The organism is Streptomyces sp. SCSIO ZS0520, from assembly GCF_025643355.1.
In the GTDB taxonomy this organism is placed as follows: Bacteria; Actinomycetota; Actinomycetes; order Streptomycetales; family Streptomycetaceae; genus Streptomyces; species Streptomyces physcomitrii.
The window spans coordinates 7,379,047-7,397,202 of the sequence record NZ_CP092644.1; the positions used below are offsets into that span (position 1 = coordinate 7,379,047).

Genomic DNA, 18,156 nt, shown 5'->3' on the forward strand with positions numbered 1-18,156 from the left:
GGGCCGCCGCTCGCGCGGTACGGCCCCCGGGGTCTGCGAGGGGCCCCGGGCTCAGAGCTGGCCCACGTCCGTGATCCGGAGGACCGCGCGGCCCTCGGCATCGGAGGCCGTCAGGTCCACCTCCGCGCTGATGCCCCAGTCGTGGTCGCCCTCGGGGTCCGCGAAGGTCTGCCGCACCCGCCAGAGCGCCTCCTCGGGGACCTCCTCGATCCGCAGCAGCTTCGGGCCGCGGGCGTCGGGGCCGGTGCCCAGGTCCTCGTACTCGTCCCAGTAGGCGTCCATCGCCTCGCCCCAGGCGTCCGCGTCCCAGCCGGAGTCCCCGTCGAGTTCGCCGAGTTCGGTGACGTGGTCGAGGGCGGCGAGTTCGACCCTGCGGAACATGGCGTTGCGGACCAGGACGCGGAAGGCGCGCGCGTTCGAGGTGACCGGCTTGACCTGGTCGGCCTTCTCCTGGGCCTCCTCCGCCGTCATCACCTCGGGGTTGGCCAGCTGCTCCCACTCGTCGAGCAGGCTGGAGTCCACCTGCCGGACCATCTCGCCCAGCCAGGCGATGAGATCCTCCAGGTCCTCGGACTTGAGGTCGTCGGGCACCGTGTGGTCCAGCGCCTTGTACGCGCCGGCGAGGTAGCGCAGCACGATGCCCTCGGTGCGGGCGAGCTCGTAGAAGGACACGAACTCGGTGAAGGTCAGCGCCCGTTCGTACATGTCCCGGATCACCGACTTCGGGGACAGCGGGTGGTCGCCGACCCAGGGGTGGCTCTGGCGGTAGGTGCCGTAGGCGTGCAGGAGCAGTTCCTCCAGCGGCTTCGGGTACGTCACCTCCTGGAGCCGGTCCATCCGCTCGTCGTAGTCGATGCCGTCGGCCTTCATCGCCGCGACCGCCTCGCCGCGCGCCTTGTTCTGCTGGGCGGCCAGGATCTGACGCGGATCGTCGAGGGTGGACTCCACCACCGAGACCATGTCCAGGGCGTAGGAGGGGGACTCCTTGTCCAGGAGGTCGAAGGCGGCCAGGGCGAAGGTGGACAGCGGCTGGTTGAGGGCGAAGTCCTGCTGGAGGTCGACCGTCAGGCGGACGATGCGGCCCTCGGCGTCGGGCTCGTCCAGCTTCTCCACGATGCCGCCGTCGAGCAGCGAGCGGTAGACCGCGATCGCGCGGCGGATGTGCCGCAGTTGCTGCTTGCGCGGCTCGTGGTTGTCCTCCAGGAGGTGCCGCATGGCCTCGAAGGCGTTGCCCGGGCGGGCGATCACCGAGAGCAGCATGGTGTGCGTGACCCGGAAGCGGCTGCTCAGCGGCTCGGGTTCGGAGGTGATGAGCTTGTCGAAGGTGGTCTCGCTCCAGCTGACGAAGCCCTCCGGTGCCTTCTTGCGGACCACCTTGCGCCGCTTCTTCGGGTCCTCGCCCGCCTTGGCCAGCGCCTTCTCGTTCTCGATGACGTGCTCGGGCGCCTGCGCGACGACGAAGCCCGCCGTGTCGAAGCCGGCCCGCCCCGCGCGCCCGGCGATCTGGTGGAACTCGCGGGCCCTGAGCACCCGGACCCGGTTCCCGTCGTACTTGGTCAGCGCCGTGAACATCACCGTGCGGATGGGGACGTTGACGCCCACGCCGAGGGTGTCGGTGCCGCAGATGACCTTCAGCAGACCGGCCTGGGCGAGCTTCTCCACCAGCCGCCGGTACTTGGGCAGCATTCCGGCGTGGTGCACACCGATGCCGTGCCGTACGTAACGGGAGAGGTTGCGGCCGAACTTGGTGGTGAAGCGGAAGTTGCCGATCAGCTCGGCGATCTGGTCCTTCTCCTCGCGGGTGCACATATTGATGCTCATCAGGGCCTGGGCCCGCTCCACCGCCTGGGCCTGGGTGAAGTGCACGATGTAGACCGGCGCCTGCTTGGTGGTGAGCAGTTCGGTGAGCGTCTCGGTGAGCGGGGTGAAGCGGTACTCGTAGGACAGCGGCACCGGACGGGTCGCGGAGCGGACCACGGCGGTCGGGCGCCCGGTGCGGCGGGTGAGGTCCTTCTCGAACATCGAGACATCGCCGAGGGTGGCCGACATCAGCACGAACTGTGCCTGGGGCAGTTCCAGGAGCGGGATCTGCCAGGCCCAGCCCCGGTCGCCCTCCGCGTAGAAGTGGAACTCGTCCATCACCACCTGCCCCACATCGGCCCGCCTGCCGTCGCGCAGGGCGATCGAGGCGAGGACCTCCGCGGTGCAGCAGATCACCGGGGCGTCGGAGTTCACCGAGGCGTCCCCGGTGAGCATGCCGACGTTTTCGGTGCCGAAGATCTTGCACAGCTCGAAGAACTTCTCCGAGACCAGGGCCTTGATGGGCGCGGTGTAGAAGGTGACCTCGTCGCGGGCGAGGGCCGCGAAGTGCGCCGCCGCGGCGATCATGCTCTTGCCGGAGCCGGTCGGCGTGGAGACGATCACGTTCGCCCCCGAGACGACCTCGATCAGCGCCTCTTCCTGGTGGGGATAGAGGGTCAGCCCGCGCTCCCCGGTCCACGAGGCGAAGGCTTCGTAGAGGGCGTCGGGATCGGCGGTCTTGGGGAGCTGATCGATGAGGGTCACGTCACCATCTTGCCTGGACTCCGCCACGATCATGGAATCGGACGCGCGTACGAAGATCACGGACGCTACGCTGAGCCGCCGACACGGCGTCAGAGCGCGGGGACAACGGGGCCTGGGCGCACGCAGATTGGGGCGGGATACAACCATGATGGGACCGGCACACTCGCTGTCCGGGGCCGCGGCCTGGCTTGGGGTCGGCGCGGCCGCCGATGCCACCGGGCGTGCGATGCCCTGGCCGGTCCTCCTGGTGGGAGCACTGATCTGCGCGGGTGCCGCGCTCGCGCCGGATCTGGACCACAAGGCCGCCACCATCTCCACCGCCTTCGGCCCCCTGTCCAAGGCGCTGTGCGGGATAGTCGACAAGCTCTCGGCCGCCGTCTACCGCTCGACCCGCAAGCCGGGCGACCCGCGGCGCTCGGGCGGGCACCGCACCCTGACGCACACCTGGGTGTGGGCGGTGTTCCTCGGCGTGGGCTTCTCCGTGCTCGCCGCCACGGGCGGCCGCTGGGCGGTCCTCGGGACCCTCTTCGTCCACCTGGTGCTCGCCATCGAGGGACTGCTCTGGCGGGCCGCCCGCGGCACCAGCAGCGATGTACTGGTCTGGCTGCTGGCCGCGGCGGGCTCCTGGATACTCGCGGACGTGCTGAACCAGCCGGGCAACGGCGCCGACTGGCTGTTCACCGAACCCGGCCAGGAGTACCTCTGGCTGGGACTGCCGATCGTGCTCGGCGCCCTGGTGCACGACATCGGCGACGCGCTGACCGTCTCGGGCTGCCCGGTCCTGTGGCCGATCCCGGTGGCGCGCAAGCGCTGGTACCCGGTGGGCCCGCCCCGCTTCATGCGGTTCCGGGCCGGCAGCTGGATCGAGCTGAAGGTCCTGATGCCCGCCTTCATGGTGATCGGGGCGGCGAGCGCGCTGGGAGCCGTCGGCTTCCTCGGCTGAGCGGCCGGCGCGGGCCGGGGCACCCTCCGGCGGGCGGCCCGGCCCCGGCCGGATCAGCCGTGCCAGGAGCGCCACAGCGCCGCGTAGGCGCCCTCGGCCGCCACCAGTTGCGCGTGACTGCCGTACTCGGTGATCCTGCCGTGCTCGACCACCGCGATCACATCCGCGTCGTGGGCGGTGTGCAGCCGGTGCGCGATGGCGACCACGGTGCGGCCCTCCAGTACGCGGGCGAGCGAGCGTTCCAGATGGCGGGCCGCCCGGGGGTCGAGCAGCGAGGTCGCCTCGTCCAGGACGAGGGTGTGCGGGTCGGCCAGGACGAGACGGGCGAGGGCCACCTGCTGGGCCTGCGCCGGGGTCAGCGGGAGCCCGTCCGTGCCGACCTCCGTGTCCAGTCCGTCCTCGGCGGCCCGCGCCCAGTGCGCGGCGTCCACTGCCTCCAGGGCCTCCCACAGCGCCTCGTCACCGGCGTCCGCCTGGGCGAGCCGGAGGTTGTCCCGCAGCGTGCCGGTGAACACATGGTGCTCCTGGTTCACCAGCGCCACGTGGGTGCGGACCTTCTCCGCGGGCATCTGCGAGAGCTCGGCGCCGCCGAGCGCGACGCTGCCGCGGCGCGGCCCGTAGATCCCGGCGAGCAGCCGCCCCAGGGTGGACTTGCCCGCCCCCGAGGGGCCGACCAGGGCGAGCCGGGTGCCCGGTTCGAGGCGCAGGGTGATCTCGCGCAGTACGTCCACGCCGGGCCGGTAGCCGAAGTGGACGTCCGCCGCGTCCATCCGGCGGCCTTGCGGTTCCTCGGTGCTGCTGCCGCCCGCCGTCTCGATGTCGTGCACCCCGACCAGCCGGGCCAAGGAGACCTGGGCGACCTGGAGTTCGTCGTACCAGCGCAGGATGAGGCCCACCGGTTCCACGAGCATCTGCGCGATCAGTGCCGCCGCGGTCAGCTGCCCGACGCCGATCCAGCCCTGGAGGACGAAGGCGCCGCCCACCAGGAGCACCGAGGCGAGCACGGTCGTGTGCGTCAGGTTGATGACGGGGAAGAGCACCGTCCGCAGCCACATGGTGTACCGCTCCCACGCGGTCCACTCTCGGATTCTGCGGTCCGAGAGGGCGATCCGCTCGGGACCGAGCCGGTGGGACTCGACGGTGCGCCCGGCCTGCACGGTCTCCGCGAGCACCGAGGCCACGGCCGCGTAGCCCGCCGCCTCCGAGCGGTACGCGGAGGGGGCCCGCCGGAAGTACCAGCGGCAGCCCGCGACGAGCAGCGGCACGGCGAGCAGCAGCACCGGGGCGAGCGGGGGCGCGGTGATCCCGAGCCCCGCGATCAGCAGCCCCGCCCAGACGATGCCGATGGTCAGCTGGGGGACCGCCTCCCGCATCGCGTTGGCGAGCCGGTCCACATCGGTCGTGATCCGCGAGAGGAGGTCACCCGTACCCGCGCGCTCCAGGACGCCCGGCGGCAGCGCCACGGACCGTACGAGGAAGTCCTCGCGCAGGTCCGCCAGCATGCGTTCGCCGAGCACCGCGCCGCGCAGCCGGACCTCGCGGACGAAGTACGCCTGGAGGGCGACCGCGAGGGCGAACACGGCGGTGGTGCGGCCCAGGTGGAGCTGTGCCGAGGCGCCTTCCTCGGACAGCGCCTGCACTACCGAGCCGAGGAGGTAGGGCCCGACCATGGAGGCGAGGACCGCGAGGGCGTTCGTCCCGATGAGGAGCAGGAAGGCCCGCCGGTGGCGGTGGACGAGCCCACGCACATAGCGGCGTACCGTCGCGGGCTCGCCGACCGGCAGGGTGTGCGCGGTGAGCGGCCCGTCCGGGTCGTACTCCGGTCGTGCCACGCCGATCATGCGGGTTCCTCCAGTTCTTCGCGGGCCGCCTCGCCCGGCGCGGTCACGGTGGTGCTGGTGCTGGTGCTGGTGCTGGTGCTGGTGCTGGTGCTGGTGCCGGTGCCGGTGCGCGGGGCGGGCGGGGTGCCGGGTGCCCGTGTGCCGTCGTCGGGGCCGGTGGGGTCCTCGGGGCTGCGCGTGACGACGGCGCGGTACCGGGGGTCCTCGTGCAGGAGGGCGCGGTGGCTGCCCGTGGCGGTCACCTTGCCCTCGTGCACCAGGACGACCTCGTCCGCGCGGTCGAGGAGCAGCGGCGAGGAGGTGAGCACCACCGTGGTCCGGCCGGACCTGAGCGCGCGCAGCCCCTCGGCGATCCTGGCCTCGGTGTGCGAGTCGACCGCGGAGGTCGGCTCGTCCAGGACGAGCACCTCGGGATCGGTGAACAGCGAGCGGGCCAGGGCGAGCCGCTGGCGCTGGCCGCCGGAGAGGGACCGGCCGCGCTCGGTGAGGTGCGCCGCCATCGGCTCCGCGCCGTCGGCGGACTGCTGGGCCAGGGCGTCGAGTACGTCCGCGCACTCCGCCGCCGCCAGCGCCTCGGCCGTACCGACCGCCCCCGAGGCGGGCACCGCGAGCACCTCGCGCAGCGTCCCCGACAGGAGGACCGGGTCCTTGTCCTGGACGAGCACCAGGGTGCGGGCGGCCTCCAGCGAGAGATCGTCCAGCGGTACGGAACCGAGCAGGACGGAGGGAGCGCTCCCGGCGTCCTGGGCCGCGTGGCCGCCGAGCCGGTCCGCCAGTCTCCCGGCGGCGTCCGGATCCCCGCAGACCACGGCGGTCAGCCGGCCCTGCCGGGCGAGGAGACCGCTCACGGGGTCGTACAGATCGCCGCGGGGGAGGGCGTCGGGGCGGAGCCCGCCCGGGTCCGTGTCGCGGGTGAGCGCCAGGACCCGGGCGGCCCGCTTGGCGGAGGGCCGGGAGAAGGAGTACGCCATGGCGATCTCCTCGAAGTGGCGCAGCGGGAAGTTGAGCAGCGTCACCGCGCTGTACACGCCGACCAGTTCGCCGACCGAGATCCGCCCCTGCCGGGCCAGGTGGACGCCCTGCCAGACCACGGCGATCAGCAGCAGCCCCGGCAGGAGCACCTGGACGGCGGCGATCAGCGACCACATCCGCGCGCTGCGCACGGCGGCTCCGCGCACCTCCTGGGAGGCGCCGCGGTAGCGGTCGAGGAAGAGTTCCTCGCCGCCGATGCCGCGGAGGACCCGGAGTCCGGCGACGGTGTCGGAGGCCAGCTCGGTGGCGTATCCGGCCTTCTCCCGCTGGACGTCGGCGCGGTGGGTGGCCCTGGGGAGGAGGGGGAGCACGGCGAGCGCGACCACCGGGATGCCCAGGGCGACGATCCAGCCGAGGGAGGGAACCCAGACCACCAGGGCCACGCAGACGGTGACGACCGTGAGGGCGGCGGCGCTGAAGCGGGAGAGCGCTTCGACGAACCAGCCGATCTTCTCGACGTCCCCGGTGGAGACCGCGACCACCTCCCCGGCGGCGACCCGCCGGGTCAGCGCGGAGCCGAGCAGCGCCGTCCTGCGGGCGAGGAGCTGCTGGACGCGGGCGGCGGTGGTGATCCAGTTGGTGACGGCCCTGCGGTGCAGCATCGTGTCGCCGAGCGCGATGGCCCCGCCGAAGAGGAAGAGCAGGCACCCGGCGAGGGCGAGCCGGGCGCCGGATCCGTCGAGCACCGCCTCGACCGCGTAGCCGGTCCCGTAGGACAGGGCCGCGATGGAGAGGAAGTGCAGCAGTCCCCAGCCCAGGGCCGCGAACTGGCCGCCGAGTTGCTGCCGTCCGAGCCACAGCAGGAAGCGCGGCCCCGAGCGTGCGTCCGGAGTACCGGGGTCGGCGAAGGGCAGGTCCTGGATGTTCATGAGGTCCCATGACTCGGAGAAGGGGGGAAGCGGGAGCCGGGGCGCGACCGGGTGGTCGGCGGACGGCGGACAGGGCGCGGGCGGCACGGAAGGGGGAGCGGCAGGGCAGGGCGAGGTACGCCTACGAGGGGCCCGGGAACCGTGAAAGGTTCCCTGGGCGTGGTCACCCCGGGCAAACGGTTTTCCGCGGCGCGGCAAAGATTCGGCCGGGTACCGGGCGCCGGGGCGGGATCCGTACGGAGGGCCAGGAGGGTGGTGCGACGATGGGGCGCATGCGGAATGCGAGCGCGATACGAGGACTTGCCCTCGGCCTGAGCTGCGGGATCCTGAGCCTCGCGGTGACCGCCTGCGGCAGCGGCGAGGACACCGGTGCCCAGGGCGGCGAGGCGCGGCCGCGGGGTTCCGCCGCGAGCGGGGCGCCCGAGAGGGAGTTGACGAAGATCCCCGGTGTGGGTGACAGGCTGCAGAGCAGGATCCCCGGCGCCAGCCGCCAGGTGGTCGCCGTGTACGGGGAGGGGCGCGACTCCGCGGAGGCGACCGTCGTGCTCTTCACCAAGCAGGGCAGGACCTGGGAGAAGACCCGCAGCTGGCCCGCGCACAACGGCAAGAAGGGCTGGACGGACTCCCACCGGGAGGGCGACAAGCGCAGCCCGGTCGGCGTGTTCACGCTCAGCGACGCGGGCGGGGTGCTCCCGGACCCCGGCGCCCGTCTGCCGTACTCCGCCTCCGCCTCCTTCCAGGCACCGCACTACTGGGCCAAGTCGCACTGGCACGACTTCGACTACGTCATCGCCATCGACTACAACCGCGTCAAGGGCACCTCCCCGGGCGACCCGACCCGCCCCGAGGGCCAGTCGAAGGGCGGCAGCATCTGGCTGCACATGGACCACGGCAGCGGTACCTCGGCCTGCGTCAGCCTCTCCAAGTCGGGGATGCGCCATCTGCTGCGCACCCTCGACCCCCAGCAGCACCCGGTGGTCGTGATGGGCGACAAGGCCCGCCTGGCGGCCTGAACCACCGGGCGGGGCAGGCGACTTGGCGGGCACGCGCCGCGGTCGCCGACCCCGCCGTCCTCGATTCCGCCGCCCCCGGCCTTGCGGTCGCCGGCCCTGCCGTCACCGGCCCCGCGGATGCCGCTCCGTCAGCCGTCCGGGGTCGCCCTCGAAGAGCGCGGCGAGCAGGCCGCCGAGCTGTTCGCGCTGCTCCGCGTCGAGCGGGGCGAGGATGTCCCCGGCCGCCGCGCGCCGGGCCCGGCGCAGTTCGCGCAGGGCGGCCAGGCCCTGTTCGGTCAGCTCGATGCGGATCACCCGCCGGTTGGCGGGGTCCGGCGCCCTGCGCACCATGCCGTGTTCCTCGAGCCCGTCGACCAGGGTGGTCACGGCCCGCGGCACCACCTCCAGGCGCGCGGCCAGATCCGCCATCCGCGGCGGGGAATCGCAGTGCGCCAGGGTGCGCAGCAACCGCGACTGGGCCGGGGTGATGCCGATGCCGGAGGTGGCCAGCTGGCGTTTCTGGATGCGCTGCACCCGGCGGGTCAGTCGCAGCAGCTGCTCCGCGAGCAGTCCGTCGTCCGGGGGCGGGTCCGAGGGCGGCGTACCGGGTGTCATGGACGGACCATAGCAGGACCTTATTCATTGTGAGCAGAGGTAACAATGAGCTAGGCTCTCCGTGCTGCCCTCGCCGAGGAGGCTCCCGGGGCCTTCCGGTGCGGGCGGAGTCCGGCGCCTCCGGCGCGTTCCGAGTCATCTCCGCAGGAGCCCATGCAACCCGAAAACCCTTCCGGCAAAGCCTCGCCCTCCGCGGCGCCCGAGCCGCCCCTGCCTCCCGAGCCGCGCCAGGTCCGCCGCATCCTGCGGCTCTTCCGTCCCTACCGGGGCCGGCTCGCCCTCGTCGGCCTGCTGGTCTGCGCGGCCTCGCTGGTCTCGGTGGCCACCCCCTTCCTGCTGAAGGAAATCCTCGACACCGCCATCCCGCAGCGCCGCACCGGCCTGCTCGGCCTGCTGGCCCTCGGGATGATCGCCAGTGCCCTGGTCACGAGCGTCTTCGGTGTCCTGCAGACCCTGATCTCCACCACCGTCGGCCAGCGGGTCATGCACGATCTGCGCACCGCCGTCTACGACCGCCTCCAGCGCATGTCGCTCGCCTTCTTCACCCGGACCCGCACCGGCGAGGTCCAGTCCCGGATCGCCAGTGACATCGGCGGCATGCAGGCCACCGTCACCTCGACCGCGACCTCCCTGGTCTCCAACCTCACCAGCGTGGTGGCCACCCTGGTGGCGATGCTCGCCCTGGACTGGCGGCTGACCGCGGTCTCCCTGGTCCTGCTGCCGGTCTTCGTCGCGATCAGCAGGCGGGTCGGCAAGGAGCGCAAGCGGATCGCCACCCAGCGGCAGCAGCAGATGGCCGCCATGGCCGCGACGGTCACCGAGTCCCTCTCGGTCAGCGGCATCCTGCTCGGCCGCACCATGGGCCGGTCCGACTCCCTGACCCGCGCCTTCGCCGAGGAGTCCGACCGCCTGGTCGACCTGGAGGTGAAGTCCAATATGGCGGGCCGCTGGCGGATGGCGGTCATCACCGTCGTCATGGCCGCGATGCCCGCGGTGATCTACTGGACGGCCGGGATCGCCCTGGCCCTCGGCGGACCGGGCCTCTCGCTCGGCACCCTGGTCGCCTTCGTCTCCCTCCAGCAGGGCATGTTCCGGCCCGCGGTGAGCCTGCTCTCCACCGGTGTCCAGATCCAGACCTCGCTCGCCCTCTTCCAGCGCATCTTCGAGTACCTCGACCTCCCGCTGGACATCACCGAGCGCCCGGACGCCGTCCACCTGGACCGGATCAAGGGCGACATCGCCTTCGAGGGCGTCGAGTTCACCTACGAGGACCCGGGCGCCCCGCTGCTGAAGAACATCGACCTGAGGGTGCCCGCGGGTTCCAGCCTCGCCGTGGTCGGCGCCACCGGATCGGGCAAGTCCACCCTCGGCCACCTGGTCCCGAGGCTCTACGACGTCACCGGCGGCCGGGTCACCCTGGACGGCACCGACGTACGCGAGCTGGACTTCGACACCCTGGCCAGGGCGGTGGGCGTGGTCGCCCAGGAGACCTACCTCTTCCACGCCTCGGTGGCCGAGAACCTGCGCTTCGCCCGGCCGGAGGCGAGCGACGAGGAACTGGTGGCCGCCGCCCGGGCCGCGCAGATCCACGAGCACATCGCCGGACTGCCGCAGGGGTACGAGACGGTCGTCGGCGAGCGCGGCCACCGCTTCTCGGGCGGCGAGAAGCAGCGGCTCGCGCTGGCCCGGACCATCCTGCGGGACCCGCCCGTCCTCATCCTGGACGAGGCCACCAGCGCGCTGGACACCCGTACCGAACGCGCCGTCCAGGAAGCCGTGGACGCGCTCTCGGCCGACCGCACCACGCTCACCATCGCGCACCGGCTGTCCACGGTGCGCGGCGCGGACCAGATCGTCGTCCTCGACCGGGGCCGCATCGCCGAGGTCGGCAGCCACGAGGAACTCCTCGCCCTGGACGGGCGGTACGCCTCGCTCGTACGCCGGGATGAGCAACTGGAGGCCGCTTCGTAGGCAAATGCCCCAATTGCGGCGATGTGCGGGTTAGTTTGCCCGCATGCAGACCAAGACCCGGTCACGAGGATCGCTCCGACTGACGCGCCGCGGCCGACTCGTCCTGCTGACCGCGGGAGTTCTGGTGACCGCGGCGGTGGTGGCGGTGTTCGCGCTGCTGCCCGAGGAGCGGGAGCGCCCCACGCGCCTCACGGTCGTCGAGGGCTGGCGCGCGGGCCAGGTCTACGCGGCCGTGGACAAGGCGCTCGGCGAGGAGAGCGGCACCACGAAGAAGGCGGCCCGCACCGCGCGACTGAAGCTGCCGAGCGAGGCGGAAGGCAACCCGGAGGGCTACCTCTTCCCGGCGACGTACCCGCTCGACAAGGACACCACCCCGGCCTCGCTGCTCTCCTACATGGTGAACACGGCCGAGGAGCGCCTGGGCGGGGACCAGTTGACGGCCGGGGCGGAGCGCAACGCGGTGAACCTCTACCAGACGGTCACCATCGCGAGCATGGTGCAGGCCGAGGCCGCGGGCGCCGCCGACATGGGGAAGGTGGCCCGGGTCATCTACAACCGGCTCGACCACGGGCTGCCGCTCCAGATGGACTCCACGCTCAACTACGCCCTCGGGCGCAGCGTCCTGGACACCACCCACCGGGACACCCGGATCAAGAGCCGCTACAACACCTATGCGCGGATGGGCCTGCCGCCCACCCCCATCGGCAATCCCGGCAGCCAGGCGATGGCGGCGGCGCTCAACCCGCCCTCCGGCGACTGGCTGTACTTCGTGACCGTCAAGGACGGCGACACCCGCTTCACCGCCGACTACCGCGAACAGCGGCGCAATGTCGCCGAGTTCAACCGCAACCGCAAGGCCGCCCGCGAGCGCGGGTCCGAGGCCGAGGGCTGAGCCCGCCTCAGCCCGCCGCGCGCGCCAGGTCCCGGCCGAGGAGCTGCCTGATCTCGCGCACCGCGGTCCGCCCCGCGCGGTTGGCGCCGATGGTGCTCGCGGAGGGCCCGTAGCCGACGAGGTGGATCCGCGGATCGGCGGCCGCGCGGGTGCCCGCCATCTCGATGCCCCCGCCGGGCCCGCGCAGCCGCAGCGGCGCGAGATGGTCGAGGGCGGCGCGGAAGCCGGTCGCCCACAGCAGGACGTCCGCCGCCACCCGGCTGCCGTCCGCCCACTCCACTCCGTCCGGCACGACGCGGGCGAACATCGGCCGCCGGTCGAGCACCCCCTCGGCCCGGGCCCGGCGGACGGCGTCGGTCACCGGCAGCCCGGTCACCGAGACCACGCTCGCCGGCGGCAGCCCTTCCCGGACGCGCTCCTCGACCAGGGCGACGGCGGCCCGGCCGCTCTCCTGGTCGAAGGGCCCCTCGCGGAAGACCGGCGGCCTGCGCGTCACCCAGGTCGTCTCGGCCGCGTACGGCGCGATCTCCATCAGGTGCTGCGTGCCCGAGGCGCCGCCGCCGACCACCACGACCCGCAGCCCGGCGAACTCCTCGGGCCCGGCGTACTGCGCGGTGTGCAACTGGCGGCCCCGGAAGCTCTGCTGGCCCGGATAGCGCGGCCAGAAGGGGCGGTCCCAGGTGCCGGTGGCGTTGATCAGCGCCCGCGCGGACCAGTTCCCCTGGGGCGACTCCACCCGCAGCCGCCCGCCCTCGCCCTCGCGCACCGCGCGCACGTCCACCGGGCGCCGCACCCGCAGCCCGAAGGCCTCCTCGTACGCGGCGAAGTACTCCGCGACCACCTCGGCGGAGGGCCGCCGCGGGTCCACCCCGGTCAGCTCCATGCCCGGCAGCGCGTGCAGCCCGTGCACCTTGTCGAAGGTGAGCGAGGGCCAGCGGAACTGCCAGGCGCCGCCCGGGCCCGGGGCGTGGTCGAGCACCACGAAGCCGGGGCCGGGCGCGAAGCCGGTGCGGTGCAGGTGGTAGGCGCTGGAAAGCCCCGCCTGCCCCGCGCCGACGACCACCACGTCCGTCTCCTGCGGCGGCTGCTGACTCAGGGATCCGTTCACGCCCGTGCAACGGCTCCGGCGCCCGGGATCTTCCCCGACCGCGGAGGCTCAGGGGAGCGCGCCCGCCCGTGCCCGGCGGGGCGGGCCCGGGGGAAGGCGGGGTCGGCGTCCGCCCGAGGAGACCAGTCCGCCCGCGCCGGTCAGCGCCCGCTCGCGACGAGCAGCGGCGCATCGGCCGCCGCGGCCTCGCCGTCCCGCGCCCCGAGCAGCCCCCGCGCCCGCAGCTCGGGGATGACGCCCTCGCCGAACCAGTACGCCTCCTCCAGGTGCGGATAGCCGGAGAGTACGAAGTGCTCCACGCCGAGCGCGTGGTACTCCTCGATCAGGGTGGCCACCTCGGCATGGCTGCCGACCAGGGCGGTGCCCGCCCCGCCGCGCACCAGGCCCACGCCCGCCCACAGGTTCGGATGGATCTCCAGCTTGTCCCGCGAGCCCCCGTGCAGCGCCAGCATGCGCTGCTGGCCGACCGACTCGCTCTTGCCGAGCGCGGCCTGCGCGGCGGCCACGGTGTCCGCGTCGAGGTCGTCGAGCAGCCGGTTCGCGGTGGCCCAGGCCTCGGCGGAGGAGTCGCGCGAGATGGTGTGCAGCCGGATGCCGAACCGCACCGTGCGGCCCTCCTGCTCGGCCAGCGAGCGGATCCAGTCGATCTTCTGCTTCACCTGCGCGGGCGGCTCGCCCCAGGTCAGGTAGACATCCGTGTGCCGGGCGGCGACCGGTCCCGCGGCGGGGGAGGAGCCGCCGAAGAACACCTGCGGCAGCGGGTCCGGCGGCAGCGCCGTCAGCCCGCCCTCGACCTGGTAGTGCTCCCCCTGGAAGTCGAAGGGCCGCCCCGACCACACCCCGCGCACGATCGACAGGAACTCGTCGGTGCGCGCGTACCGGTGGTCGTGGCCGAGATGGTCGCCGAACCGCTTCTGCTCCGTGGCGTCCCCGCCGGTGACCACATTGAGCAGCAGCCGCCCGCGGGTGATCCGCTGGTACGTGGAGGCCATCTGCGCGGCCAGTACGGGCGAGAGCACCCCGGGCCGGAAGGCGACCAGGAACTTCAGCCGCTCGGTGTGCTGGGCCAGGGCGACCGTGGTGAGCCAGGCGTCCTCGCACCAGGTCCCGGTGGGCGTGAGCACGGCCTCGAAGCCGACCTGCTCGGCGGCCTTCGCGATCTGGGTGAGGTAGTCGATGTCGGGGGCGCGCACCCCGCTGAGCTTGCCGGTGCGGGTGATGCCGCCGTCGGTGTAGGCGTGCCGGTCGACGAGGGTGCGCCCGTCGCCGCCGGTCGGCAGGAACCAGTGCAGGTGGACGGTCATGGTCAGGACTCCTTGGTGCCGCGGGGCGCGGTGGTGGACGGCGGCAGCTCGCCGTTGTAGCGGGTGTCGACGAGATCGGCGAAGGAGAACCGGCGCGGGATCAGCTTCAGCCGGGCGAAGGTGTCCGCGATCTCCTGCTCGGAGGCGACGGCCTGCTTGTCGACCGCGACCGGAAGGGCCGTCGACTGGGTCCGCTTCACCGAGGCCAGCGCCACCTCGTACGGCAGCCCGGTGTCCTTCGCCCAGACCTTGGCCCACTCCTCGGGATGCTCGGCGACCCAGGCCTGGGCCCGCCGCAGCCGCTGCACATAGTCGCCGATGACCTTCGACTTCTTCTTGTCCGCGAGGGCCTCGGGCGCCGCGACCTGGAAGCCGAGCCCGTTGACCTTGCCCTCCCCGGTGGTGAGCACCCGGCCCTGCTTGGTCTCCAATATCTGCGAGGTGTACGGGTCCCACACCGCCCAGGCCTCGACCTTGCCGGAGCTGAAGGCGGCCAGGGCGTCCGCGGGCTGGAGGTACTTGACCTCGACGTCCTTCAGGGTGAGCCCGGCGCTCTTCAGCGAGGCCACCAGCTGGTAGTGCGCCGAGGAACCCTGCGCCACCGCCACCGACTTGCCCTTGAGGTCGGTGACCTTCTTCAGCGGCGAGTCCTTGCCGACCAGGATCGTGTCGCCCTTGGAGGCGCTGTGGGTGGCCGCCACCACCTTGATCTTGGAGCCCGCGCCGCCCGCGAAGACCGGCGGGGTGTTGCCCACCGCGCCGATGTCCACGGCCTTGGCGTTCACCGCTTCAAGCAGCGGCGGACCGGAGGTGAAGGTCGACCAGCGGATCTTGTAGTCCAAGTCGTCCAGTTCGCCCGCCGCCCGCAGCACGGCCTCCGAACCTCCCTTCTGGTCCCCGACGTCGAGCGTGACGGAGCCCTTTCCGTCGGTTCCGCCGCCACCCGTGGAGCCTGCCGAGGAGGAACCCGAGCAGGCGGCGAGCAGCAGGGCGAGGGGAAGCAGCAGGGCGGGCGCGGCAGTTCGGCGCATGAGGGTGTCCGTTCGGGTCGTTCGGTGTGCGGAGTGGGTGGGGGTTCGTGGGCGGGCGGGTCAGGCTCCGGCGTCCTGGGCGCCGGTCTCGACGCCGAGGCGCTCCAGGAGTTCGCCGCGTACCCGGGCGAACTCCGGGTCGGCGATGTCCCGGGGGCGCGGCAGGCCGAGGTGGGCCTCGTGGGCGATCACCCCGTCGTCCATCACCAGGACCCGGTCGGCGAGCAGTACCGCCTCCTCGACGTCGTGCGTGACGAGCAGCACCGCGCAGCCGCGCCGCTGCCACAACTCGCCCACCAGGCGCTGGGCCTTGATCCGGGTGAGCGCGTCCAGCGCCCCGAAGGGCTCGTCGAGCAGCAGCAGATCCGGCTCGCGGACCAGGGCGCGGGCCAGCGAGGCACGCTGCGCCTCCCCGCCGGAGAGCGTCTTGGGCCAGGCGTCGCTGCGGTGTCCGAGGCCCACCTCGTCCAGCGCCTTGTCGGCCACCGGCCGTCCCGGCTTGCCCGGCAGCCCGAGCAGCACATTGCGCCAGACCTTCTTCCACGGCATCAGCCGCGGCGACTGGAAGGCCACCGCCTTGCGCCGGGGCACCAGTACGGTCCCCTCGATCTCCCGGTCGAGACCCGCGAGGATGCGCAGCAGGGTGGACTTCCCGCAGCCGCTGCGGCCGAGCAGCGCGACGAACTCGCCCGGCCGTACGTCGAGTTCGAGCCCGTCGATGACCGCGCGCCCGTCGAAGCGGCGGCTCAGCCCCTGTACCCGTACCGCCGAAGCATTCGCGGCGGGCGGTGGGGCGGGCTTCTCCTTGCGGGTGGTGGTCACCGGCCCGTGAACGTCGGTCGCCATTGCAGCAGCAGCCTTTCGAGAGTACGGACGATGAAGTCGGCGATCAGGCCAAGGAAGGCGTAGACGACGAGGCAGACCACGATCACGTCGGTCCGCAGGAAGTCGCGGGCCTGCACCATCACGAAGCCGAGCCCCGAGTCGGCGTTGATCTGCTCGGCGAAGACCAGCGCCAGCCAGGCGATGCCCAGCGAGTAGCGCAGCCCCGTCATCGCCCCCGGCAGCGCACCGGGCAGCACGACATGCCGGATCAGCCCCCAGCGCGAGAGCCCCAAGGACTCGCCCGCCTCGATGAGTTGGGAGTCCACGCTGCGGATCCCGGCGTAGACGTTCAGATAGAGCGGGAAGGTCACGCCGAGCGTGATCACGGCGATCTTCGGGGTCTCGCCGATGCCGAACCAGATGATGAACAGCGGGATCAGTCCGACGAACGGCACCGTCCGCAGCATCTGCACGCTCGCGTCGACCAGGTCCTCACCGACGTGGAACAGACCGGAGGCCAGCGCCAGCGCGGTCCCGATGAGGGTGCCGAAGAGCAGCCCGAGCGCGACGCGTTGCAGGGAGACGCCCATCGCGGTCGGCAGGGTGCCGTCGGCGATGAGATCCCGCGCCACCTGGGAGACCCTGCCCGGCGAGGCGAGCACGCTGGAGGTCAACACCCCCGTGGCGCTCAGGACTTGCCAGAGCGCGAGCAGGGCCACGGGACCGGAGGTACGGCGCAGCCAGCGCGGCACCCGGGTGCGCCGGGAGGAGGAGGCGGCGATCGGTTCGAGCTCCAAGGCGGCCGCGGAACCGGTCCCGGCGGAATCGGCGCCGGGCGGCGTCTTGGGCGAGATGTCGGTCGGTGGAGCATGACTGATGCTCATGAGTGGGACTCCACGGGAGGGCAGACGGGGAGGGCGCCCCGGATGCACGGCCGGGCACCCCGGGCGTCAGGGACACCGGGGTACGAGGGCAGCGCGGGGCGGCGGAGCCACGGCAGCGGCGGCTCGCGGGAAACCCCTCGTCAGAGGGGCGCGGAAAGGCGGGGGAAGGGCGTCAGCAGCCGCGGCGACAAGCGGCGGAGGCCACCCGCAGCAGGTCGATGTGACCGCGCGTGGTGAGCATGGCTGAACGCAACATGCGGGCGAACCTAGCCAGGATGTCCACGACCGGTCAATGGCGTCTCGCGGACCGGACGCCACATTCCGCTTGTGGGGACGCGGCGCTCTCCCTGATCTGCTTGCGGGGACGCGGCGCTTCCCCGATCCACTTGTGGGGACGCGGCGCTCTACCTGATCCGTTCGTGGGGACGCGGCGCTCTACCTGATCCGCTCGGGGGGATGCGGCGCTTTCCCGATCCACGTCTGCGGACGCGGCGCTCTCCCTGACGCCCTCGTGGGGATGCGGCGCTCGACTCGATCCGCTCGCTCAGCCCCCGGGTCCGGCGGAGGACCCGAGCGAGCCCGGGCCGCTCGCGTGCGCGGTGCCCGTCGTGGGTGAGGATGGAGGTATGCCCGACACCTTTGCCTCGCACGTCCTGACCGTGGACACCGGCCGCGCCGAGATCGTCGTCGACCTCACCGCGGACTGCGAACGGTTCCTCGGCGACTGTGCACGGGGGCGCGACGGCCTGCTGAACGTCTTCGTCCCGCACGCCACCGCCGGGATCGCGATCATCGAGACCGGCGCCGGCAGCGACGAGGACCTGCTCGCCGCCCTGCACACCCTGCTGCCCGCCGACAACCGCTGGCAGCACCGCCACGGCAGCCCCGGCCACGGCCGAGACCACGTCCTCCCGGCCGTCGTACCCCCGCACGCCACACTGCCGGTCCTCGGCGGGCGGCTCCAGCTCGGCACCTGGCAGTCGGTCTGCCTGGTGGACACCAACAAGGACAACCCGACTCGGCAGGTGCGGTTGAGCTTTCTGGGGTGAGCTGGGTTGGCCTGGGGTTGGGGCGTCAGGTCTGCGTACCCAGTCCTTGGCCTGGCGAGGAGGGGTCCGTACGACGGGTGGTGGCTGCCCCGTAGGCCGGCTGGGCTGCGACGGCAGGGAACGCCGTGACGTGCCCAACTTGCTCCATTACAGCGGCCGTTGCGGACGGCGGACGGGGCGGCGGCGCGGCTATGGGCGCCGTGGGCTCGTGTCGTGGTGAGACGGGCCGCGTGAG

15 protein-coding genes are annotated in these 18,156 nt (G+C 72.6%); 5 read left to right on the forward strand and 10 right to left on the reverse strand.

Features of this window, described 5'->3' with window-relative positions; all coding sequences use genetic code 11:
• Window positions 1-51: 51 nt before the first annotated feature.
• Window positions 52-2,598 carry a DEAD/DEAH box helicase gene (locus MID12_RS30160; protein ID WP_263173549.1) on the reverse strand — a complete coding sequence of 849 codons (2,547 nt, stop codon included), beginning with the start codon at window positions 2,596-2,598 and terminating at the stop codon, window positions 52-54.
• A gap of 112 nt (window positions 2,599-2,710) precedes the next feature.
• Here MID12_RS30160 and MID12_RS30165 point away from each other — a divergent pair, with 112 nt between their 5' ends.
• Window positions 2,711-3,508: a metal-dependent hydrolase gene (locus MID12_RS30165; RefSeq protein WP_263172216.1), complete on the forward strand. Its 798-nt coding sequence runs from the start codon at window positions 2,711-2,713 to the stop codon at window positions 3,506-3,508.
• A gap of 53 nt (window positions 3,509-3,561) precedes the next feature.
• Here MID12_RS30165 and MID12_RS30170 read toward each other — a convergent pair whose 3' ends face one another.
• Both MID12_RS30170 and MID12_RS30175 read right to left on the reverse strand, forming a co-directional pair.
• The gene (locus MID12_RS30170; RefSeq protein WP_040255258.1) at window positions 3,562-5,349 is read right to left on the reverse strand and encodes an ABC transporter ATP-binding protein; all 1,788 of its coding nucleotides are present in this window, start codon (window positions 5,347-5,349) and stop codon (window positions 3,562-3,564) included.
• Window positions 5,346-7,250, reverse strand: coding sequence for an ABC transporter transmembrane domain-containing protein (locus MID12_RS30175; protein WP_263172219.1), 1,905 nt, complete (start codon window positions 7,248-7,250; stop codon window positions 5,346-5,348). Before MID12_RS30175 ends, MID12_RS30170 begins: the two co-directional genes overlap by 4 nt.
• A 272-nt stretch (window positions 7,251-7,522) precedes the next feature.
• On the opposite strand from MID12_RS30175, the gene MID12_RS30180 reads away from it, so the two are divergent.
• On the forward strand, window positions 7,523-8,263 hold the full coding sequence (locus MID12_RS30180) for a L,D-transpeptidase family protein (RefSeq protein ID WP_263172221.1): 741 nt from the start codon (window positions 7,523-7,525) through the stop codon (window positions 8,261-8,263).
• A gap of 102 nt (window positions 8,264-8,365) precedes the next feature.
• On the opposite strand, the gene MID12_RS30185 is transcribed toward MID12_RS30180, so the two are convergent.
• On the reverse strand, window positions 8,366-8,857 hold the full coding sequence (locus MID12_RS30185; protein ID WP_040255259.1) for a MarR family winged helix-turn-helix transcriptional regulator: 492 nt from the start codon (window positions 8,855-8,857) through the stop codon (window positions 8,366-8,368).
• Window positions 8,858-9,010: 153 nt separating this feature from the next.
• Between MID12_RS30185 and MID12_RS30190 the strand changes: the two genes are divergently transcribed.
• Window positions 9,011-10,828, forward strand: coding sequence for an ABC transporter ATP-binding protein (locus MID12_RS30190; RefSeq protein ID WP_263172223.1), 1,818 nt, complete (start codon window positions 9,011-9,013; stop codon window positions 10,826-10,828).
• A 43-nt stretch (window positions 10,829-10,871) separates the two neighbouring features.
• Window positions 10,872-11,720 (forward strand): endolytic transglycosylase MltG, encoded by an 849-nt coding sequence (mltG, locus tag MID12_RS30195; RefSeq protein WP_263172224.1) that lies wholly within the window; start codon window positions 10,872-10,874, stop codon window positions 11,718-11,720.
• A 7-nt stretch (window positions 11,721-11,727) separates the two neighbouring features.
• Here the strand turns inward: mltG and MID12_RS30200 are convergent, their stop codons facing one another.
• The 6 genes from MID12_RS30200 to MID12_RS32525 all read right to left on the reverse strand — a co-directional run bounded on the left by MID12_RS30200 (window position 11,728) and on the right by MID12_RS32525 (window position 17,128).
• On the reverse strand, window positions 11,728-12,828 hold the full coding sequence (locus MID12_RS30200) for an NAD(P)/FAD-dependent oxidoreductase (RefSeq protein WP_263172226.1): 1,101 nt from the start codon (window positions 12,826-12,828) through the stop codon (window positions 11,728-11,730).
• Window positions 12,829-12,968: 140 nt separating this feature from the next.
• Entirely contained in the window at window positions 12,969-14,132 is a 1,164-nt protein-coding gene (locus MID12_RS30205; RefSeq protein ID WP_040255262.1) for an LLM class flavin-dependent oxidoreductase, read from the reverse strand.
• 2 nt (window positions 14,133-14,134) lie between these two features.
• Window positions 14,135-15,163, reverse strand: a complete 1,029-nt coding sequence (locus MID12_RS30210) for an ABC transporter substrate-binding protein (protein WP_263172228.1) — start codon at window positions 15,161-15,163, stop codon at window positions 14,135-14,137.
• 60 nt (window positions 15,164-15,223) lie between these two features.
• Window positions 15,224-16,009 (reverse strand): ABC transporter ATP-binding protein, encoded by a 786-nt coding sequence (locus MID12_RS30215; protein WP_040255264.1) that lies wholly within the window; start codon window positions 16,007-16,009, stop codon window positions 15,224-15,226.
• Window positions 15,982-16,872, reverse strand: coding sequence for an ABC transporter permease (locus MID12_RS30220; RefSeq protein ID WP_263172229.1), 891 nt, complete (start codon window positions 16,870-16,872; stop codon window positions 15,982-15,984). The genes MID12_RS30215 and MID12_RS30220 overlap by 28 nt, the downstream gene beginning before the upstream one ends.
• A 172-nt stretch (window positions 16,873-17,044) precedes the next feature.
• Complete coding sequence (locus tag MID12_RS32525) at window positions 17,045-17,128, reverse strand: putative leader peptide (RefSeq protein ID WP_351276907.1); 84 nt, start codon at window positions 17,126-17,128, stop codon at window positions 17,045-17,047.
• Between the two features lie 370 nt (window positions 17,129-17,498).
• Between MID12_RS32525 and MID12_RS30225 the strand changes: the two genes are divergently transcribed.
• The gene (locus tag MID12_RS30225; RefSeq protein WP_040255266.1) at window positions 17,499-17,921 is read left to right on the forward strand and encodes a secondary thiamine-phosphate synthase enzyme YjbQ; all 423 of its coding nucleotides are present in this window, start codon (window positions 17,499-17,501) and stop codon (window positions 17,919-17,921) included.
• Window positions 17,922-18,156: the final 235 nt, after the last annotated feature.

Bases quoted from the DNA above. Each gene is read 5' to 3' on its own strand.
- mltG (WP_263172224.1), top strand. From the start codon at position 10,872: ATGCAGACCAAGACCCGGTCACGAGGATCGCTCCGACTGACGCGCCGC.
- MID12_RS30220 (WP_263172229.1), bottom strand. From the start codon at position 16,872: ATGAGCATCAGTCATGCTCCACCGACCGACATCTCGCCCAAGACGCCG.
- MID12_RS30175 (WP_263172219.1), bottom strand. From the start codon at position 7,250: ATGAACATCCAGGACCTGCCCTTCGCCGACCCCGGTACTCCGGACGCA.
- MID12_RS32525 (WP_351276907.1), bottom strand. From the start codon at position 17,128: ATGTTGCGTTCAGCCATGCTCACCACGCGCGGTCACATCGACCTGCTG.
- MID12_RS30165 (WP_263172216.1), top strand. From the start codon at position 2,711: ATGATGGGACCGGCACACTCGCTGTCCGGGGCCGCGGCCTGGCTTGGG.
- MID12_RS30205 (WP_040255262.1), bottom strand. From the start codon at position 14,132: ATGACCGTCCACCTGCACTGGTTCCTGCCGACCGGCGGCGACGGGCGC.
- MID12_RS30210 (WP_263172228.1), bottom strand. From the start codon at position 15,163: ATGCGCCGAACTGCCGCGCCCGCCCTGCTGCTTCCCCTCGCCCTGCTG.
- MID12_RS30215 (WP_040255264.1), bottom strand. From the start codon at position 16,009: ATGGCGACCGACGTTCACGGGCCGGTGACCACCACCCGCAAGGAGAAG.
- MID12_RS30170 (WP_040255258.1), bottom strand. From the start codon at position 5,349: ATGATCGGCGTGGCACGACCGGAGTACGACCCGGACGGGCCGCTCACC.
- MID12_RS30225 (WP_040255266.1), top strand. From the start codon at position 17,499: ATGCCCGACACCTTTGCCTCGCACGTCCTGACCGTGGACACCGGCCGC.
- MID12_RS30190 (WP_263172223.1), top strand. From the start codon at position 9,011: ATGCAACCCGAAAACCCTTCCGGCAAAGCCTCGCCCTCCGCGGCGCCC.
- MID12_RS30180 (WP_263172221.1), top strand. From the start codon at position 7,523: ATGCGGAATGCGAGCGCGATACGAGGACTTGCCCTCGGCCTGAGCTGC.
- MID12_RS30160 (WP_263173549.1), bottom strand. From the start codon at position 2,598: ATGATCGTGGCGGAGTCCAGGCAAGATGGTGACGTGACCCTCATCGAT.
- MID12_RS30185 (WP_040255259.1), bottom strand. From the start codon at position 8,857: ATGACACCCGGTACGCCGCCCTCGGACCCGCCCCCGGACGACGGACTG.